The organism is Laspinema sp. D2d, assembly GCF_025370755.1.
Lineage (GTDB): Bacteria > Cyanobacteriota > Cyanobacteriia > Cyanobacteriales > Laspinemataceae > Laspinema.
In genome coordinates, this window is the sequence record NZ_JAMXFC010000040.1 from 42,914 (window position 1) to 62,279 (window position 19,366).

General features: G+C 44.4%; 14 protein-coding genes and 1 CRISPR repeat array. Of the genes, 12 read left to right on the plus strand and 2 right to left on the minus strand.

Features of this window, described 5'->3' with window-relative positions:
* The first annotated feature begins 227 nt into the window (after nt 1-227).
* Nucleotides 228-1,427: an ATP-binding protein gene (locus NG796_RS21975; RefSeq protein WP_261209263.1), complete on the plus strand. Its 1,200-nt coding sequence runs from the start codon at nt 228-230 to the stop codon at nt 1,425-1,427.
* Between the two features lie 57 nt (nt 1,428-1,484).
* Nucleotides 1,485-1,940: a response regulator gene (locus NG796_RS21980; protein ID WP_261209265.1), complete on the plus strand. Its 456-nt coding sequence runs from the start codon at nt 1,485-1,487 to the stop codon at nt 1,938-1,940.
* 172 nt (nt 1,941-2,112) lie between these two features.
* On the opposite strand, the gene glgA is transcribed toward NG796_RS21980, so the two are convergent.
* Together glgA and NG796_RS21990 are read right to left on the minus strand one after the other, a co-directional pair.
* On the minus strand, nt 2,113-3,588 hold the full coding sequence (gene glgA / locus NG796_RS21985; protein WP_261209266.1) for a glycogen synthase GlgA: 1,476 nt from the start codon (nt 3,586-3,588) through the stop codon (nt 2,113-2,115).
* Nucleotides 3,589-3,876: 288 nt separating this feature from the next.
* Complete coding sequence (locus NG796_RS21990; protein ID WP_261209267.1) at nt 3,877-4,728, minus strand: WYL domain-containing protein; 852 nt, start codon at nt 4,726-4,728, stop codon at nt 3,877-3,879.
* A gap of 98 nt (nt 4,729-4,826) precedes the next feature.
* Between NG796_RS21990 and cas3 the strand changes: the two genes are divergently transcribed.
* From cas3 to cas2, 10 genes are all read left to right on the plus strand, one after another.
* Complete coding sequence (gene cas3 / locus NG796_RS21995) at nt 4,827-7,004, plus strand: type I-D CRISPR-associated helicase Cas3' (RefSeq protein ID WP_261209268.1); 2,178 nt, start codon at nt 4,827-4,829, stop codon at nt 7,002-7,004.
* A gap of 558 nt (nt 7,005-7,562) precedes the next feature.
* A complete protein-coding gene (locus NG796_RS22000; RefSeq protein WP_261209269.1) occupies nt 7,563-7,808 on the plus strand; it encodes a hypothetical protein in 246 nt (81 codons plus the stop codon).
* A gap of 309 nt (nt 7,809-8,117) precedes the next feature.
* Entirely contained in the window at nt 8,118-8,552 is a 435-nt protein-coding gene (hepT, locus tag NG796_RS22005) for a type VII toxin-antitoxin system HepT family RNase toxin (protein WP_261209270.1), read from the plus strand.
* On the plus strand, nt 8,545-12,000 hold the full coding sequence (gene cas10d, locus NG796_RS22010) for a type I-D CRISPR-associated protein Cas10d/Csc3 (protein ID WP_261209271.1): 3,456 nt from the start codon (nt 8,545-8,547) through the stop codon (nt 11,998-12,000). The genes hepT and cas10d overlap by 8 nt, the downstream gene beginning before the upstream one ends.
* A gap of 72 nt (nt 12,001-12,072) precedes the next feature.
* Nucleotides 12,073-13,131, plus strand: coding sequence for a type I-D CRISPR-associated protein Cas7/Csc2 (gene cas7d / locus NG796_RS22015; RefSeq protein ID WP_261209272.1), 1,059 nt, complete (start codon nt 12,073-12,075; stop codon nt 13,129-13,131).
* 112 nt (nt 13,132-13,243) lie between these two features.
* Nucleotides 13,244-13,966: a type I-D CRISPR-associated protein Cas5/Csc1 gene (gene cas5d, locus NG796_RS22020; RefSeq protein ID WP_261209273.1), complete on the plus strand. Its 723-nt coding sequence runs from the start codon at nt 13,244-13,246 to the stop codon at nt 13,964-13,966.
* Nucleotides 13,967-14,064: 98 nt separating this feature from the next.
* A complete protein-coding gene (cas6, locus tag NG796_RS22025; RefSeq protein ID WP_261209274.1) occupies nt 14,065-14,892 on the plus strand; it encodes a CRISPR-associated endoribonuclease Cas6 in 828 nt (275 codons plus the stop codon).
* A gap of 42 nt (nt 14,893-14,934) precedes the next feature.
* Entirely contained in the window at nt 14,935-15,528 is a 594-nt protein-coding gene (gene cas4, locus NG796_RS22030) for a CRISPR-associated protein Cas4 (protein ID WP_261209276.1), read from the plus strand.
* 136 nt (nt 15,529-15,664) lie between these two features.
* Nucleotides 15,665-16,669: a type I-D CRISPR-associated endonuclease Cas1d gene (gene cas1d / locus NG796_RS22035; protein WP_261209277.1), complete on the plus strand. Its 1,005-nt coding sequence runs from the start codon at nt 15,665-15,667 to the stop codon at nt 16,667-16,669.
* A gap of 83 nt (nt 16,670-16,752) precedes the next feature.
* Nucleotides 16,753-17,025, plus strand: coding sequence for a CRISPR-associated endonuclease Cas2 (gene cas2 / locus NG796_RS22040; protein ID WP_261209278.1), 273 nt, complete (start codon nt 16,753-16,755; stop codon nt 17,023-17,025).
* A gap of 253 nt (nt 17,026-17,278) precedes the next feature.
* A CRISPR array of direct repeats spans nt 17,279-19,253; the repeat unit is 37 nt; unit sequence GTCCCAATGACCTCTAATCCCTTTCAGGGATTGAAAC.
* Nucleotides 19,254-19,366 lie beyond the last annotated feature (113 nt).

A 19,366-nucleotide genomic window follows, 5' to 3' on the forward strand; every position in this document is an offset into this window, starting at 1 on the left:
CGGCTGATTTGAGAGTTCGTTATCAGTCCAATGTTACCTCCAGAGAGTCTTCAGAGGCTGAGTCGTAGTTGACCCCTACTGTCAAGGGTCGCCGCTGATAAAATTGGCCTGAATGTAGGCCGCAGGGTAAAGAAATAGGCTAGGCGACTGCTACCGAATCCAAATTAATTTGCCCTCGAAGCGATTCTGTGAGGGATAATAAATACAAAATCATCAGTATCCGTAATATGACCGATCCCATCGGAGATATTTTATTAGTAGACGATCGCCCAGATAACCTCCGCTTGCTTTTAAATATTCTGAAAGACAAGGGTTATAAAGTCCGGTGCGTGACCACTGGCGCGATGGCCCTCCGAGTTTGCCTCAGCCATCCTCCTGACCTGATCTTTCTCGATATCCAAATGCCTGAAATGAACGGCTATCAAGTTTGTGAACAACTCAAAGCCAATCCGGAAACCGCCGAAATTCCCGTGATTTTTTTAAGCGTGATTGAAGAGACGCTTGAGAAGGTCCATGCTTTTAATGTCGGGGGAGTAGACTATATCACTAAACCGTTTCAAGTTAAAGAAGTGGTGGCGCGGGTCGAAACCCAACTACAAATTCTGCGACTGCAAAATAAACTGAAAGAGCAAAATATTCGACTTGAACAAGAAATTCGAGAGCGTAAAGCCATCGAACAGCAGTTACTGGAGTTAAACCAGGAAATGAAACGGTCTAATCATGAACTTGAACAATTTGCTTATGTGGTTTCCCATGACTTACAAGCGCCATTAGGAACCATTGCCAGCTTTGCCCAACTGTTACAAAACCGTTACCCAGATAAACTCGATGGCAAAGCCCTTCAGTTTATTGATCGCATTATCACGGGTAGTTTGAGGATGCAAAAATTGATTGATGACTTACTGCAATATTCCCGAGTGGGGAGAATGGCACAAGTCTTTGAAACGGTCAACTGCGATCGGGTATTATTCCAAGTCCTGGCGAATCTCGAAACCCCAATCAACGAGACACAAGCCCTGATCACCTATGACCCTTTACCCGCGATCGTCGGCAATAGCATGGGGTTATTACAATTGTTTCAAAACTTAATTAGTAACGCCCTGAAATACCGGCATCCCAGGATGTCACCCCGGATCGATATTAGGGTCTCTCTACAGGAGGATATGTGGATCTTCTCGATTCAGGATAATGGAATTGGAATAGAAACCAAACACGGAGAACGCATATTTCAAATTTTTCAGCGCCTCCATTCCGACAAAGAGTACCCGGGAACAGGCATCGGACTAGCTATTTGTAAAAAAATTGTCGAACTGCATGGGGGGAAAATTTGGGTTGAATCTTGTTCATTACAGGGTTCAACATTTTACTTTACCATACCGGCTCATAAAAAACAAGAGAATCCTTTCATAGAAGAGCCTACCTTATAACTAGCCCTAATTTTTATATCCAAACCCTAAACCCCAAATCTTATCGAGACCCCAGCTATGAATTCAGCCCTAAACCCCCACACTATTTTAATCGCCAATGACGATTCCTCCTTCTGTCTCTTAATTGAAGAAGCGTTTCAGGAAGTTCGCGCCAACCTCGCCCTATTTTTTGTAGAAGATGGAGAGCAACTCCTCGACTATCTCTATCGGCGTGGGCCTTATCAGGACCCCCTTAATTCCCCTTTTCCCGACCTCCTTTTACTCGATCTAAATATGCCCAAACTCGACGGACGAGAGGCATTAAACGAAATTAAATCTGACCCCATTCTCAAGACTATTCCTGTTGTTATCCTGAGTAGTTCTTATCATGAAGAAGATATTTCTAAATGCTACGATGCCGGTGCTAACTCCTTTATCGTCAACCCCTTAACCTTCGACAAATTGGCAGTTGCCATGCAAAGTTTATGTAACTATTGGTTGTCCATCGTCGCCCTTCCCCCGAAAAAACTCTAAGCGAGAAGGCATCCCTATCCCCAGAATTCCCTCAATATTTCTAAACTTAGAAAAGAGCCACTCTACCCAAAATAAATACCGAAGGCGAGTCAAAAACTGTGAAGTTTTACCTGACTCGCCTTCGGTATAAGTGGTTTGTTTTGCCTGGGTTATTCGGCGTGATTTCCCTTAATTATTGATGCCGGATGGAGTCGTAAATCTCTACATAATTTTTTCCGGGATAATTCCAAGAGTAGTCATATTCCATACCCTGAATTGCGAGTTGACGAAACTCTTGCGGTGACTCATACCATAAATCGATCGCCCGACCCAGGGCCGACTCCACCGCAGCCTCATCCGTTTCATAAAACACATAGCCATTACGTTTTTCTGGCGGCTTATTCTGGTCATAATCACGGTCAAATACCGTATTCACCAATCCCCCAACCCCTCGCACAATGGGAACCGTACCATATTTCAAGCCAATCATCTGGGTTAAACCACAGGGTTCATAATTACTCGGAACTAGAATCATATCCGAACCGGCATAAATGAGATGGGATAACTCCTCATTAAAGCCCAACTCCAAATGACAGTCGGGATTATCATTTAAAAACTGTTTCTCATGCCAGAAATGGTCATTAATCGCCGGTTCCGTCGCTGAACCCAGGAGGACAAACTGCGCCCCTTTACTTAAGGCATAGTACATAGCATGATGCACTAAATGCACACCTTTTTGTTGATCCAGGCGTCCAATATAGGCAATAATGGGTTTATCTTCATCGCGTAACAATAATTGCGATCGCAGCGCTTTCTTCGCTTGCTGCTTGCCCTCAAAATCATCAATACTGTAATGCTCAGGAATGTAGCGGTCTATTTCCGGATTCCAGAAATCATAATCAATCCCATTCAGAACCCCGGTAAACTTATCCTGATGCAAATGTAACGTATGACCCAATCCGGAACCCACCTCAGTGTAATGGGCTTCCCAAGCATGGTGAGGGGAAACCGTCGTCACCGCATTAGAATAAACAATGCCGCCTTTCATGAGATTTATAGCAAAGGGATTGAAATTATCCCGGAGGCGATCGTATTGGAAGTAATAAGCATCTTGATTCAGACCCGTTGCTCTAAGTACCTCTGAACCCGCCATCCCTTGATGTTTAAAGTTGTGAATCGTATAGCAAACCCGCTGAGTCCACATCCCATTATACTTGTAGATTTCGTACAATAAGACTGGAATTAAACCCGTTTGCCAGTCATGACAATGAATGACATCCGGTCGCTTATTACTTCTGAGGAGAAACTCTAAAGCCGCCTTGCTAAAGAAAGCAAAGCGCATATTATCATCACTACACCCGTAGTAACAACCCCGGTTAAAGAAATTATCTTCGCAATGGGGTTCTATAAAGAAGCAAACCCGCCCGTGAACCCATCCACAATAGACCGAACAGTGAACCGCCCCCCCATACCAAGGCACAAACAAGTCCTTATAGGCATCATGAAGGCCCCAAATATGGTCATAGCGCATACAATCATATTTGGGCAGAATCAGTTCCACCGTATGACCCCGATTCTCTAACTCTCGGCTTAACCCATAAACCACATCCCCCAATCCGCCCGCTTTAATCACCGGGGCGCATTCCGAGGCAATCTGTACGATGTACATTTTTACTCCTCACGTTACAAAACTTAATTTTATCTCTGCTTTCATTGATTAGCAGCAAGGAGTCAATTTTGGCAAGTGCCGGTTTCACGAAATCAACACAAGCACCCCACAGCCACCGGGGTTAGGGTGATTTCCTTCAAACATCGGCCCCGTAACGGTTAGAAACCGGATTCCTGGAAAAAATCTGGGCCTAGCTTGCACTAATTTAAGCCAAAAACCCGGTTTCAGGTCCCCGTGAACTCATCCCCGATTTAGGTCAAGGGGCCTCTTCTAGGATGGGGGCAATCCCTAGGAATTTTCATAGTGTTGGCAGAGTGCCAGTAATTTTTCCCGGATGCGATCGCGCACAGACTGGGGTCCCACGACCATCATATCTGGGGCTTCTCGCTGGACTTCCCGGATAAACCAGTAGGTACTAGAGATGCGACGCACCACCTGCTTAACCTGATTTTCTAACCAGTCTGCGGAGATATCCCCCGGTTTGGGTTTATAGGCAAAAGCTAATCGATTGTACAAGTGGATTTCCACCGCTATCTGATCAAGCTGGGGACGCCACGGAACCTGAATAGGGAAAATGGCGGCGTCAGGAATGCGGTCTAAACGCAAACACCAGTTATGGATCAGTTCTGGGATGTCCAGATTGTGTTCGGTTTCCTCGCACCAACAGTCCAAATATTGCCGTTCTTCATGCCGGTTAATCTGGGCATGACGAACGGTAAAGGTCCACAGACGTCCTGTGGCATCTTGATAGGAGAGTTGAAAAGGTTGCTGGCGGAGGATATAGCGATTGAGTTCGATGCGCCAAGGGTGAGGGGGAGTCTCCAGAAAACGTTCGATTTTGTTGCGGAGGGGGATAGAGAGTTCGCTTCGTTCTTGCAACAGTTGGGCGATCGCCTGCGCTTCCAAAATCCTCCCGGCATCGGTGAGGGCATCCAAGGCACAATTGAGGGCTTCTATCCGGGTATTTGACCAGTCATTATTCGGGGCAATTTGCAGCTCACCCCGGGCGATCGCCTCCACCAGTCGGGAGATATTCGGGCGATCGCCCCACGTCTTCCCCAGTTCTAGGGCGAGTTCTTGCAACTGGGTTTTATCTCGTTCTGAAATAGATAGGGTTATGGATTGACCTTTGCGGCTCATAATTTTTATACGGACACTTTATACGGGTAAGGTCTTGTCAGTTTCTATTTTGAGTGGCAACATAAGAAATAACAAGCAAGTACGGACACAAAAAACTTATGTCCAATTATGACATTCTTCTCAAACCAATTTACTCTGCTCCAGCTTCAAAAGTCCCCCAGGACATCGAACTGCCTGCGGGATGGAGACTTTCCTGGCATCAACTAGAGACATTAAAGGCGATTCAGGACCCGAATATTGATGTAATTTTCAATACAGCAATGACCGGGGACGGTAAAACCCTCGCCGCCTTTCTGTGCATTTTATATGGACATCTAGCGGCAGTCGCCCTCTATCCCACCAATGAACTCGCACGGGATCAGGAGGGACAAATTGGCGGATATACTCAGCAATTGCAGCTTTGCGATCCACCTCGCCTTTCTCGCTTAAGTGGGGAAGTGCTAGAAATTTATGCAGAAACTGAGGGATTGCGGAAAAGTGCGGCGATCGAAACTCGTGCCAGTCAATCGGAGATTTTGTTAACGAATCCAGATATTTTTCATTACTTACATCGCGGTGCCTATCTCACCAAAAATTCTAGTCCTGATAGTTTGTGGAATCGTCTCGATAAACAGTTCGATTTGTTTATTTTTGATGAATTTCATGTGTTCAGTGCGCCACAAATTGCCAGCGTCATTAACACACTGCTGTTGATTCGCTGTACCAATCGACGCAAAAAGTTTCTGTTTCTTTCTGCTACTCCCAATGAGGATTTGCTGAACCGATTAAAATTGGCAGGATTTCGGTGTCAAGAGATTAATCCTGTCAGTGAAAAAAAGTATCGCTTTCCGGATAGGGAGGAAGAGTGCCACGAGTTGAAAGCGCAAGGATGGCGACAAGTATCGCGGGGAATTCAGCTAGAGTTTATTTCGTTAGAACCAACGGGTAAAGCATCTGAAACCTGGTTGAAAGAGAATAGCCAATTAATTGTATCTCAGTTTCAGAAATATCCGGGGAGTAAAGGGGCGATCGTTCTCAATTCCATTGCCGCAGTCAAACGCCTGACGCGATTTTTTCGGGAACTGCTGGCACCGTATGGGTTAGTAGTAGCCGAGAATACGGGATTAACAGGGAAAGAACAGAAAGAGCGATCGCTACTTGCTGATTTAGTTTTAGGAACCAGTACGATTGATGTCGGCGTAGATTTTAAAATTAATTTCCTAATTTTTGAATCTGCCGACGCCGGAAGTTTTATCCAACGGTTAGGACGATTGGGACGACATGATAGCTATGAAAAAGAGGGGGAAACGATTCCTTTTAAAAAGTTTACAGCCTATGCCTTGTCACCGAATTATTTAGTCGAACGGTTGTTTCAGGGTGAGTCGGCACCGTTGGTATCGGGTGGAACTTGCGATCGCGTGTTCTTTCACGAGACGATTCGGGAAAAATACCGTCAAATTAACAATTTTCAAGGCTATTACAAGCGTTGGGGTGCAGTACAGTCTATGCAATTATGCCGCCAACTCGGACATCCAACGATTAAGGAACAATATGCAGATGCTTCCCAGGTGTTTAAAAAAGCCTGTGAGGAGGTGTTTGATACTCTGCTCAAGAAAAAGTATGGACAAGTTAAAGGATGGCAGGAAGAATGGCAACAGCTATCGGGAACAGATAAGGGAAATCCCATTGCAGAGGATGCCACCAGTTTCCGGGGATCGAGTCCTCTCCAATGTGGGTTATATGATGTGACGGAATCCAACGAGAGCGATCGCTTCAAAACTTATGATTTGCCGGGAGTGTTAAGCCATTTGGACATCGAACCCATGACAGAAGTGGCATTTATGCGATTGATAGAAGAAACCGCACAACGCACCGGCAAACCCATTGCCAAAGGACGATTTAAACATTGTCTGGGGTTTATGAAATTGCGGGAATATCGTCAGGAAAAAGAGAACTGGAATTTTACTTATCCCGGTAACTTGCAGGCGATCGCCTGCAAAGTACAGGTTCTGGTAGGGATACAAGTTTGGCAACTCACGCCAAACCCCTGGCTCCGAGAGATTAACCAGCAACTGAAGAAACAGGGATTAGTCTGTTATGTAATTCCTCATCCCGTTGCCGAGGTGCGATCGCGCTTGCGCCTGCCGATGCACTTTCAGATCTATCCCATGAAGGATCAGTCCAGTTTGCACGATAAAAGTGCAGATTATGCGATCGGCTTCAGCCAATCGGCGCTATTACTGGATACCCTCGCCTACTGGTTTAAGAGCAAAGGGGGTGAGGTATGGGTGGTGTAGTAGGTGGATCCCTGAAAGGGATTTTAGGTTGGCACTCTTATAGAAAGAGTATGTTGGAGCGATCACCATTGGCTGCATGGCTATTTATTTCAATCCCTGAAAGGGATTTGATCACCTTGCTGATTGGGCAAGATCCGCTCCACCAACTTGTGAAACTAATCATAGCACAGAAGAAGAGACACTAAAGATCTGCTTGGTTATTTGACCAGTTCCAATAGCTAAGTACCATGAAGCACACTAAATTTATTGAGGGAAGAAGAGACACTAAAGATCTGCTTGGCTATTTGACCAGTTCCAATAACTAAGTACCATGAAACACACTAAATTTATTGACGGAATCAAATACACGGTCTATATTGGGAAGTTAAGGAAGCCATACCTTGAATAGCGAGCACGAGTGGATACATGAGTATTTATGCCTCATCCCCTTTTTGGCTGATCGGGCTTTTTATTTCTCCTTGTCTACTTGCTCTACTCGGTCTACTTAGACCTTGTAGATCAATTTTTAGGTATGGCAGCCCTAAATAAACATTATGAAGGAGTAAGGAGAAAAGCTCTATGCTACAACCAAATATCAACCCTGAGCTTGAAGGCAAGGTGCTGAAAGAGCTAGAAACTCTCTGGCGCACAATCTCTACCATGAACACTCAGATTAAAAATCATGGAAATTCCATTGAAAATCATGGAAATTCCATTGAAAATTTACAGATGGAGATGACTTATCAATTAAGGCATCTTGTTGATGAAAATATTAATCTCCACGCCAATCTGAGTTACTACTGTCCCCCAGAGGATGACTTGTAATTTATAGGATCATACACTAGGGCAAACACCTATTTTTATCAATTGTTAGGATAGCTTTTTCTGCATTCAGATTTGCTATGTTATGTTGATAAACTTTCTAATTAAAGTTTTTAAAACTTTAATTAGAAAAGGCGTTTGCCCTTCAAATAAAGCTGTTTCATTTTTTAGTGATTTACATAATTTGACTCTGACTAGCCCTTAATCTATCTGGGGTCAAGTTTTATCATAAATCTCTGACCTTAAAAAATATCTAGCAATCTAAACGGCAAATACTGGAATAAACTTTTTTAGATGGGGTGTATAAAAGCTATGGATTCTGGTTTGGTAGAAATGCGGCTTCAATTACTTAATAAGTATTTGAAAACCCTTCAAGACTTTCAATCTGTTAGTTTAAATGAATTTTTGGATAGTTTTGATAATCAATTGATCGTCGAAAGGTTGCTTTATTTAATACTTGATATTTCATTAGGTATTAATCGGCATATTCTGCTAACTGACTATCAAGGTTTTCCGGAAACTAATGAGTTGTGTTTTTTGGAGTTGGGTAAAAATGGAATTATTGCCAGTGATTTAGCATACAATCTGGCTGATTGGATAAGAATTCGGGACATTTTAGAATATCAACATGAAAACATAGATCTAAAAGTTGTGTATGCCTGTATTTCTCGGGCGTTAGAGGAATATCCCCTTTACATGAGACAAGTAAACAATTATCTCAATTCCTTAGAGGTTAATAATGGCTAAAAAACGGAAGCAATCAGATAATGAACAATTGATGCAATTATCTCTGTTTGACATAACACCCAATCCTGATGAGGAGTTATCCGAAGAGGAATCCGAGGATGATTGGATGGGGGATGGGGATGATGAGATGGGGTGGGAACCGAGCGATCGCACGATTGAACCCCAGCAGCGCGAGTTACTGACGCTTAAGTTATTGCGGGAGGCAATAGAGGCGCAAAATCCGAATGATGTGATTATGCATGATTTTGCCGAGTATGTTTTACCGAATTTGCTTCGGGTGGCGATCGGGGTGACGGCAAAAGGGGGTAAATTTTTTGATCGCCTGGATGAGAAACGCGGTAAAGAAAATGTCAGACGCGATAATGCTGGTGATCAATCGTTGAATACTCATTTACTGAATGGATTATTTCCGGCTAATTTAATCCAGCTGCGCTTGCAACAGTTTAAAACAACTGTTAAGCAGGTGGTGAAAGAGAGAGAGCGGCGTCTAGTGATTGCGGGGTTTATTCTCCATGATTTTGAGAAGTTTGATTATAAAGCATTTCCCAAAATGCCGGAGAAGTATCGGGTCATTCGAGAAAAAACGCCGGATCAACTTCGCTCGTTATCTATTCCAGAACATGGAGAAATTGTGGATGCGATCGCCTGTGAACTTAATCTCGATCGCTTCATCAATCCCGAAGAACCCGCAGCGTATCAAGAATACCTGGATGATTTGCTCTGTGTCGCCTATAACGCACAACGTAAATCCGATACGAATTTGAATTTTTCGGTGCATGGAGGGTTAAATCCCGTATTGCGCGATCGCGTGTTGATGTGTCTTTCTGACTTAACCTGTCTCGCTGATCGCCTCTCCTCGATTATCAAACATCCTTATGATGCCGAAAACCCCAGTTTAAACAACCTCATCCACAGTCTGAGCGATGGTAATCTCAAATTTACCTATCACAGTTTGGCGGAAAATCGCGGCGTGTTAACCAATGTCGTTAATAATGCGCTAATGGATGCTCACACAGCATTAAATACTGCCGATTGCACCTACTATGAACCCTTACTTTATCTACCAACAGGAGTAATCTATCTAGCGCGGCGAGATGCGCCACCCGTCCCCGTCGAAGATATTCCCGAACGAGTGATCACGAAAATTAAGCAATTGTGCACCAATCAGCTTAAACGCCGACAAACCGGGTTCGGTAGAGGTGGCAACGGCATGAAGTATGCTGACTATTACACCCTGTTTTTTGATGATTTGGGTTTGATGGAGGTGGCGCTTAGTGCGACTTTAAAGATTCTCAATCCGCTGAAAAGTTCGGTAGCAAAAAGTCGGAGTGAAAATTTGATTGCCTTTCAAAAGAAAGGAGTTTTATCCGAGAATGCTGACTTTAAGTTTGAGGATGATATCAGAATCGACCAAATTGCCGAATTTGGGGATGTGGCAACCCGCAAAATTTGGGGCGATCGCCTCAGTCGAATTGAAGTGGCACGCAAGCAAAATAAGAAATTGCCGGAACCGCCAGATTTAGATTTAGTGCAGGAAATGGCAAAGTTTTGGAACCTTTCTCAATATCTGCCACAGATTAGAGAAATCCAGCGGATTAACGAAAGTCTCAAAACTCTAAAACTCAAAGGAAATACCGGCGGTGTACCCTATGAGTGGTATTATCTAGCGGCCAAATATCTCCAACATCATCCCGGTATTGAAGAGGTTAGACCGATTTGTGAAGAGGCGATCGGGCATATTTGCCAACTCAATTCCCCGATTATTTCTCAATATGAACTCCCCGATGGATGGGACGACTTGCGCCAGTGGGTACAGCAAGGGGTGATGCTACCGGGAATGACAACCGTTGAGACATCGGCGGATACCTTCCTGGATGAACTTAATCGGTATAATATGGCAAAAAAATCGGGACGAGGACGGCAAATGATTTGCTCGATTTCTCATTCTGCCTATACCGTAACTGAACAAATGGAATCAGCGGTTTTATTCACGCCGCAGGTTTACACTAACAAACAAATGTTAGGAGGTTCTAACGCCAAACGGAATATTTCGAGTATTGCGGGATTGGAGATGATGCTACGGCAAATTTTGATGAATCAAACCCAGGCAACTGGGAAACGATTTGAAGATGGCAAATATCGCTATCTCTATTTCTATCCCACCTATTACTTTACTCCGGAAACAAACAAATTTCTCCATCGTGCCTATACGGATATCGCTCAAACACGGTTTAACGCTCAAATCCGCAATCACTTTATCGGCGATGAGTTTAAAGCGAATTTTGACCGCACTCAATATCAAAGTGTCGATGCGTTTCTGATTGATGAGGATTTGCAGCGCAAGAAAGAGTTGCCAGAAGATGATAAAGAACACAAAAAAGACCCCACGTTTAAGTTGTCTTACTTAGAAGACCAACCCATGACCTTTTATTTCATGGCACTCCCACCGGGACGGGACCCGACGGATACGGAATCCTGGGTAATGCCTGCTTGGTTAGGGTTTGTATTTCCGATGATTCTGGATGTAAAAACCGTGGTTTCCGAGTCACCGATTCCGCCTTTTAATGATGGTTCTGAATTTGAGGAAACGGTGTTTTTAGATAGCGCACCCGTTGCCTTGCGCTTACTCACCAAGGGAGAGCGTTTCCGCCTCGACTACATCCTAGAAGGATGGCAAGAAAACGGCGCATCCTATCCCGCACCCCTGAAGGCGTTAACCGCTGCTTATGCCATCCATCTGGATGTAAATGCCAAACAAAGCAAGGGAAAATATGATGCCAACTGGGGGAAATTAACTGAGTTAGCAACGGATTTTGAAACCAGTCCTTTGTTTGTATTTGCCTATCTCAATCGCTGGGTGCGTCGCCAAGGGGTCGATACAGCCCGAATTGAGAAAATCAAACTGTATGCTTATGATTTTTACCCCTGCTTTGACCCATATTGTACCTATAATTCTGAACAGGAGACCCTAAACGTGGGAGAAGAATCGAGTTTGAACCATCCCAAACAATTAACTGAACTGTATCGCGAATTTTACCGTGCCAATAAGCGATATAATCCCAAAGCTAATGCTGTCCTCAAACCCATTGATATTGCAGCCGATACTATCCTCAAAGCTGACCCGAGCTTTCAAGGGGAAGCGTTAGTGATGGTTGTTGCTGCTGAAGTGTTCAAACTGATGGATCGGGTCCATTCTTCCACCGCAGAAGGACGCTGGATTTTCAAAAATCGCGAAGAGGAACGGCAGGCAATTTTAAAGTTTGCTGAATATTTTGTGATGGAGGTTTTTGAAAAATCTTTTGGAGGCGATCGCGCTCGTTTAGCGGGACGACAACTTAACCTGATTCGTGATACCTGCGAATTTCTTTATCGTCTAGCCGATGACCAAGAAAATAAAGACTATTCCTCTAAATCCAAAGAAAATTCTGAAGAAGAATCCCCAGAATAACCCCAGGGAAAAGGTACTGCCTTGTCCTCCCCGTACCCTTGTCAATTGTTGTAATTAATGGAAGCAAAAATCATGGCATTCTTAAAAACTGTCTCCTCCCAATTTTTTCAGACCGAAATTCCCTATAAACCAATGGGGAAATATGTCCACTTTCTCACCGTTCGTGTTACCGAATCCTATCCCCTGTTTCAAACCGATGGGGAATTGAACAAAGCGCGGGTGAGTTCAGGAATTAAGACGAAAGAACCGATTAGCCGGTTGACCATGTTTAAGCGCAAGCAATCTACTCCGGAACGGTTAGTGGGTCGGGAATTGCTGCGAAACTATGGATTCATGACGGCTGAAGAGTGCGAATATAATGTCAAATTTGCCATGAACAATCCGGATTGTATTATTTATGGCTTTGCGATCGGCGAGTCTGGTTCGGAAAAATCGAAAGTGGTAGTTGATACAGCTTTTTCGATTACCCCCTTCGATAACGCACATGAAACCTTTACCTTAAATGCGCCTTATGAGAATGGGACAATGGCATCTAAAGGCGAAAAAAAATCTGAGGGTAAGCTAGATGGTGAAATTGGTACGACTACCGCACGAATCAATCAGCAAGACCATATTAAACCCCAGGTGTTTTTTCCTAGCATTGTTACCCTGAAAGACCCCACTGAGGCCGGGTTTCTCTATGTGTTTAATAATATCCTTCGGACCCGACATTATGGCGCTCAAACGACGCGGACGGGTCGCCTCCGGAATGAGTTAATCGGTGTGGTTTTTGCCGATGGGGAAATTACTAGCAATCTGCGATGGACTCAGGCTATTTATGATGAAATGAACCTCGCCGAAAAGCTGCGATCGCCCGATCCATTGAACGAAGATGAAGTCATGGCGGCTGCAACAACAACCATTCAAGCCTTGATGGAGGAGGAATTTATTGTGCATACCGATTTTGTAGGCGATAGTTTTACTCCCATGCTCAATGAAGTGAAAACCCTGATTCGCAGCGAAGAGGGAATGAAATCAATTTTGCAGCAAGCGGATGCGGAAGCCAAAGACTATGCTAAGGAGCATATTAAAAAGAAGCCCTCAGATGATGACAAAAATAAAGACAAAAAAGTCCGTGAAAAATCTAAATAATTCACGCAACTAGGTCAAGAAAGTTAATTGGAAAAGGACACGGCAGTGCCGTGTCCCTAATACAGTTTAATTTAGAATGATGACAACAAAGTAATTCTTTGAGGTATTTTTCATGGCTATTATTTCTCGCTATCATCTGGAACTTCACGATAGCCTTTATTATGCGACTCGCGAAATCGGTAGACTGTATGAAACTGAACCAATTTTGCATAATTACGCCCTTTGCTATGCACTGGGATTGGTCGATAGCGATCGCTACGCGACTCGCGTACCAGAAGAAAATTCTTACCGATACTTTTGCCGAGAACAAGTGCCGCAATATGAGGCACATTTGACCGCGCTAAATCAGGCGGGAATTTATGTTACTCCAGCGCGATCGCTCTCCTATACCACTCAACTCAATACCTGGAAATATGCTGACAACCGCTATCACGTTGAAATGGCAAAAACTCAAAAAAATATTCCCAGTTATGGGAGAAACAAAGAGGTTTCACCCGAAAGCATCTTTGAGTTTTTTGTCATTTCCAGTCAGCCGATAAAATTACCACGATGGATTCGTCTGGGTAAATGGATGAGTAAAGCAAAAGTAATCGAAGTTCCTTTTTCTGATGAAGTTAAGCGAATTTCATCAAAAGAACCGTTTATTTGCAATCACCCGCTTAATCCACTAGATATCATGTTTACTTATCCAGTTTTTAGTTATGATACGATTAATATGCCGCCGGTTAGTTTGATTCAAAATGTGCGCCTACAAGGGGAATGCTATTCTGTTGGAAAACTTAGAATTCCAGCTTCTATGAAATATCGATTTCGGCCTAAAGATCCCGAAATTTAAGTGAGAAAATTTGCCTGATAATTTTCATCGTATCTCGTTAAAGTTCCGTCTTTTCTTCAAGAGAATATTTGCACTACCCTCTAAGGCAAGGATTAAAAATGCCCCATAGTCTCATCATCAACCTAGTTCCCACCTCACCAATTTCGCCACAATTTCTTAGTGGTAGACATCTCCATGCTTTGTTTCTAACCCTCATCAATTCCGTTAATCCAGAATTGGCGACTTTTTTACATGAACAAAAAAGCGAAAAAGCCTTCACCCTCAGTCCCCTGCAAGTAAGATATTCCTCTCAAAATCCTGGTCAATTGCTACAATGGCAGCACAATAAACCCATTCCCAAAGGGATAGATTGTTGGTGGCGGGTTTCTCTGTTAGATGATAGTTTATTTAACAATTTGATGCAGCTTTGGTTAAATCTGAATCCCGAGCAACCTTGGCATTTAGGGTCTGCCAATTTGCAGATTACTCGGATTTTAGGAACCCCGCAGGTGAGCCAACCTTGGGCGAATTTTTGCAGTTATGGGGAGTTGCATGAAAAAGCCTCAGATAGTCAACGGAAAATAGATATGGTTTTTTGTACGCCTACGGCTTTTCGGCAGGGTCAATATGATTCCTGTTTGCCAACCCGAGAATGTTTATTTAATAGTCTGCTACACCGTTGGAATAAATATAGTCAAATTCCCTTGGCGGAGTCTTTGACAGAGTATATTTTCCCCACTTATGTGAATGTTCACTCGGAGATTATTAGCGATAAACGCAGTAAGTTTATTGGCTGTGTGGGGGAAATGGGATATTCCATTTTAGGGGAGGCTTCGCCACAAATTATCAAGGATATTAATGTTTTAGCCGATTTTGCCCTCTACAGTGGTGCAGGACGGAAAACGCCGATGGGAATGGGGATGATTCGGCGGTTGAATGGGTCTTGATTGGAGGCGATCGCAAGTTAATTCTACCCACAAATTAAACTCATGAATAATTCTGATTACATTACCATTGCTGCACTCAATCAATATTCTTATTGTCCCCATCGCTGCTGGCGGATGTTTTGTGCGGGCGAATTTCGGGACAATCACTACACCTTGGAAGGAACCGATTTACATGAACGGGTACATACCCTGGGAGAGGGAAATCGGGAGGAAGTGTGGCAAGTTCGGGCGATTTGGTTGAAGTCGGAACGGTATCAACTGATTGGCAAAGCGGATTTAATTGAATCCGTTGAGGGGGAAGTTTATCCGATTGAATATAAGCGGGGTAAGAAAGGCGAATGGGATAATGATGAGTTACAAGTTTGCGCTCAAGCCTTATGTTTAGAGGAAATGATGGGGAAAACTATTGAGCGAGGGTATGTATATTATGCCCAAACTCGGCGACGGCAAGCGGTGGAGATTACCGAGGAGTTGCGACAGGAGGCGATCGCAACTTTAGAAGCCATTTCTAATCTCTTCCAAACTGGAATCATGCCACCGCCTATCTACACAAAACGGTGTCGCGGTTGCAGCTTATTTCATCAATGTTTACCCCAAGCTGGGGAGAAAGTCAAACGCTATCAAGAAGCGAGTTAATTGGGGAATATTGGAGCTTTTTTTAATTCCTTGGATCAGAGGACCCCACCCTAACCCTCCCCTTGCCAAGGGGAGGGGACCGGAGGTGAATTTGGGGAAAATTGAGATACTTTGAGATTGAAATTAGGAGAGAATCATGGGTACAGTTTATATCACTCAAGATGACTGTTTTATTGGTAAAACTGATGAACGGTTAAATATTCGGGCGAACAAGCAAAAATTGCTGGATGTGCCGTTAATTAATATCGAAGGCGTTGTAATTATGGGACGGGCCACTGTGTCCCCTGCCGTGGTGACAGAATTGCTAAATCGCCATATTCCTTTGAGTTTTTTAACCACAACAGGACGATATTTAGGACGATTAGAACCGGAACTGACTAAGAATATTTTTGTCCGCAAAGCCCAATGGCAAGCAGCGGGAGAAACGGAAAAATCCTTGCATTTGGTGCGGGGTTTTATTCGGGGAAAACTCAAGAACTATCGGACTGCTTTGTTACGCAAACAGCGAGAACGAAGCGATGTCAATTTCCAAACTGCAACGGACCGCCTGAAACAAATCCTTTCCTCCCTGACATCAACCGTAACTATTGATTCCTTGCGCGGATTAGAAGGGGCGGGAAGTGCTGCTTATTTCCAATGTTTTGATGCTTTAATTCGTAGCGAAGGATTCAGCTTTGAAGCCCGTCGCCGTCGTCCTCCCACGGACCCGGTAAATGCCCTGCTCAGTTTAGGCTATTCTTTACTCAGCCATGATATCCAGAGTGCAGTAAATATTGTAGGCTTTGACCCCTATCTCGGATATCTGCACGTTGAACGCTATGGACGCCCCTCTTTAGCTCTGGATTTGATGGAAGAATTTCGTCCAATTGTTGTCGATGCGATGGTGTTGAATGCGATTAATAACCGCATCATCACTCCAGCCGAATTTACCACGGAACCGATTAGCAATGCAGTCTCTTTGACCCCAGAAGCCTTGCGAACCTTTCTGCGACTCTATGAACAGAAAAAACAGTCTGATTTCACCCATCCGGTGATGGGAAAAAAATGTACCTATCAGGAATCCTTTGAAATTCAAGGACGACTGATGGCAAAGTATTTGATGGAAGAAATCGACCAATACCCGCCCTTAGTGTTGAAATAGCTGTCCCTCGCCAGGAATTGGCGCAACTGCCGCTTCCTGAGATGGGGTTGGGGTGAATTTGTAGAACATGGGATGGAGGGGTTATGTATATTGTGATTGCTTACGATATTTCCGAGGACAAACGACGCACGAAAATTCACAATATTCTCAAGTCCTATGGACAGTGGGTGCAATTTTCGATGTTTGAGTGTGATTTGAACCAGACTCAGTATCAGAAACTGCGGATGCGCCTGAGTAAACAGATCAAACCCGACGAAGACAATATCCGATTTTTCTTCCTCTGTGCCTGCTGCCAAGGTAAAATAGAACGCATCGGGGGAGTAGAACCGAGGGACTCGACCATCTTTTTCGCCTAGATTCAGCGCGAACCCCAAGCTGTAAAACAGAAGGGGGCAAAATTTGGGGCTGAAATTCCCACGGGATAAGGTGTTGAATGCTTTTCCCCTTCCAGCCGGTTCGCGCAAATCCTGAAAGCTATACGGAGCAAGAATTTGAGGTAAAAATGAATTTCACCTATTTACAAATTTGCCGCTGTAATGGTATTTTTAATCTAGGTTCGCGAAAATGCACCTTGAAAACTCCATATACCAAGGTTTTCAACCACGGGCGGTCCCAATGACCTCTAATCCCTTTCAGGGATTGAAACTCGATCCACCGGATGCTGACCGCCCCTGGAATCTTCAGTCCCAATGACCTCTAATCCCTTTCAGGGATTGAAACCCAATCCCGCTTTCCTAAGAAACCAGCGGAAAGTCCCAATGACCTCTAATCCCTTTCAGGGATTGAAACCTCTCCCTCTCAGCGCGACAGAGACATACTTGTACATCCGTGTCCCAATGACCTCTAATCCCTTTCAGGGATTGAAACTTGGTATCCCCAGGAATAAGGGGCACTATTTTCTCCCGGTCCCAATGACCTCTAATCCCTTTCAGGGATTGAAACCAGATGATAGAGAGACGAACTAGATAACGTTACCGTCCCAATGACCTCTAATCCCTTTCAGGGATTGAAACGACTGTGATCGCTGCAACCCAAGGCATTATTTCCGTCCCAATGACCTCTAATCCCTTTCAGGGATTGAAACCAGGAGGTATCACCTGGGTTGCCACTGATGATTTGTCCCAATGACCTCTAATCCCTTTCAGGGATTGAAACCTTAAGAGGTGTTTTTCCGTGCTGGTGAGGACAGGTCCCAATGACCTCTAATCCCTTTCAGGGATTGAAACCCCCATGAGTGACTCTCTCCGGGATTTGGTAGAGGTCCCAATGACCTCTAATCCCTTTCAGGGATTGAAACGGGAAAATTGGAAATGCCATGCGACGCTATAGAGTCCCAATGACCTCTAATCCCTTTCAGGGATTGAAACGAGGTTATTATCGGCTTCCTCATTAGAGATAGAGTCCCAATGACCTCTAATCCCTTTCAGGGATTGAAACCAAATGGTGAAGGCAACAGCTAGAGGCAACTATCGTCCCAATGACCTCTAATCCCTTTCAGGGATTGAAACCTGTCACGCGCAGTGCTGCGCTTTAAAAGGGACGGTCCCAATGACCTCTAATCCCTTTCAGGGATTGAAACTAGATTCAGGCGATCGCTCTTTATCGGGGACGGCGTCCCAATGACCTCTAATCCCTTTCAGGGATTGAAACTTCACCAGTAAATCCGGTGAATTGATTCTACCCAAGTCCCAATGACCTCTAATCCCTTTCAGGGATTGAAACAGGGTGAACTCGATATCAATAAACCCATTACTACGTCCCAATGACCTCTAATCCCTTTCAGGGATTGAAACTAGCAATCACTGGATCGCGCCATTCCGATTGCCAGTCCCAATGACCTCTAATCCCTTTCAGGGATTGAAACGTTGCCATCTCCATCAATCCTCAGCCCTGTAAGTCCCAATGACCTCTAATCCCTTTCAGGGATTGAAACACGGGGGTTTTTTGGCGGTCGATTGCGACGGGCGTCCCAATGACCTCTAATCCCTTTCAGGGATTGAAACACTTATTTAAGAATTGAAAAAGAGCAGTTTTGGGTCCCAATGACCTCTAATCCCTTTCAGGGATTGAAACGGGTACAGTGCCATTGCCCCACCTTGAGGGTACGCCCCGGTCCCAATGACCTCTAATCCCTTTCAGGGATTGAAACTTTCAGCCAGCGGGAGGATTCAGCCCGAACAATCCGTCCCAATGACCTCTAATCCCTTTCAGGGATTGAAACTGGTTCCTTCTGCTTCCTCTTCCCGCTGCTTCTGCGGGTCGGGTCCCAATGACCTCTAATCCCTTTCAGGGATTGAAACTATTGAGGCTACGGAAATATTTTTTTCCCTCAAGTCCCAATGACCTCTAATCCCTTTCAGGGATTGAAACAAATTGGCCCGCCGCGAAAGAAGGACAACCTCAGGTCCCAATGACCTCTAATCCCTTTCAGGGATTGAAACGCAATTAATAGGGAATTGAGTAGTTGCCGATCGCGTCCCAATGACCTCTAATCCCTTTCAGGGATTGAAACTGGATCCTTTAAATATTCTGCGGTGAGCCGATTTCGTCCCAATGACCTCTAATCCCTTTCAGGGATTGAAACCTTTTCCCGGCGGCCCTTGGTCCCCGCTGTCCCCTGCTTACAGATATATGTTTTTAACCCCTAACAAGTATTGAGGGGTAAAGTGAGCGGATGTAGAGGTAAGGGGTCTGGGA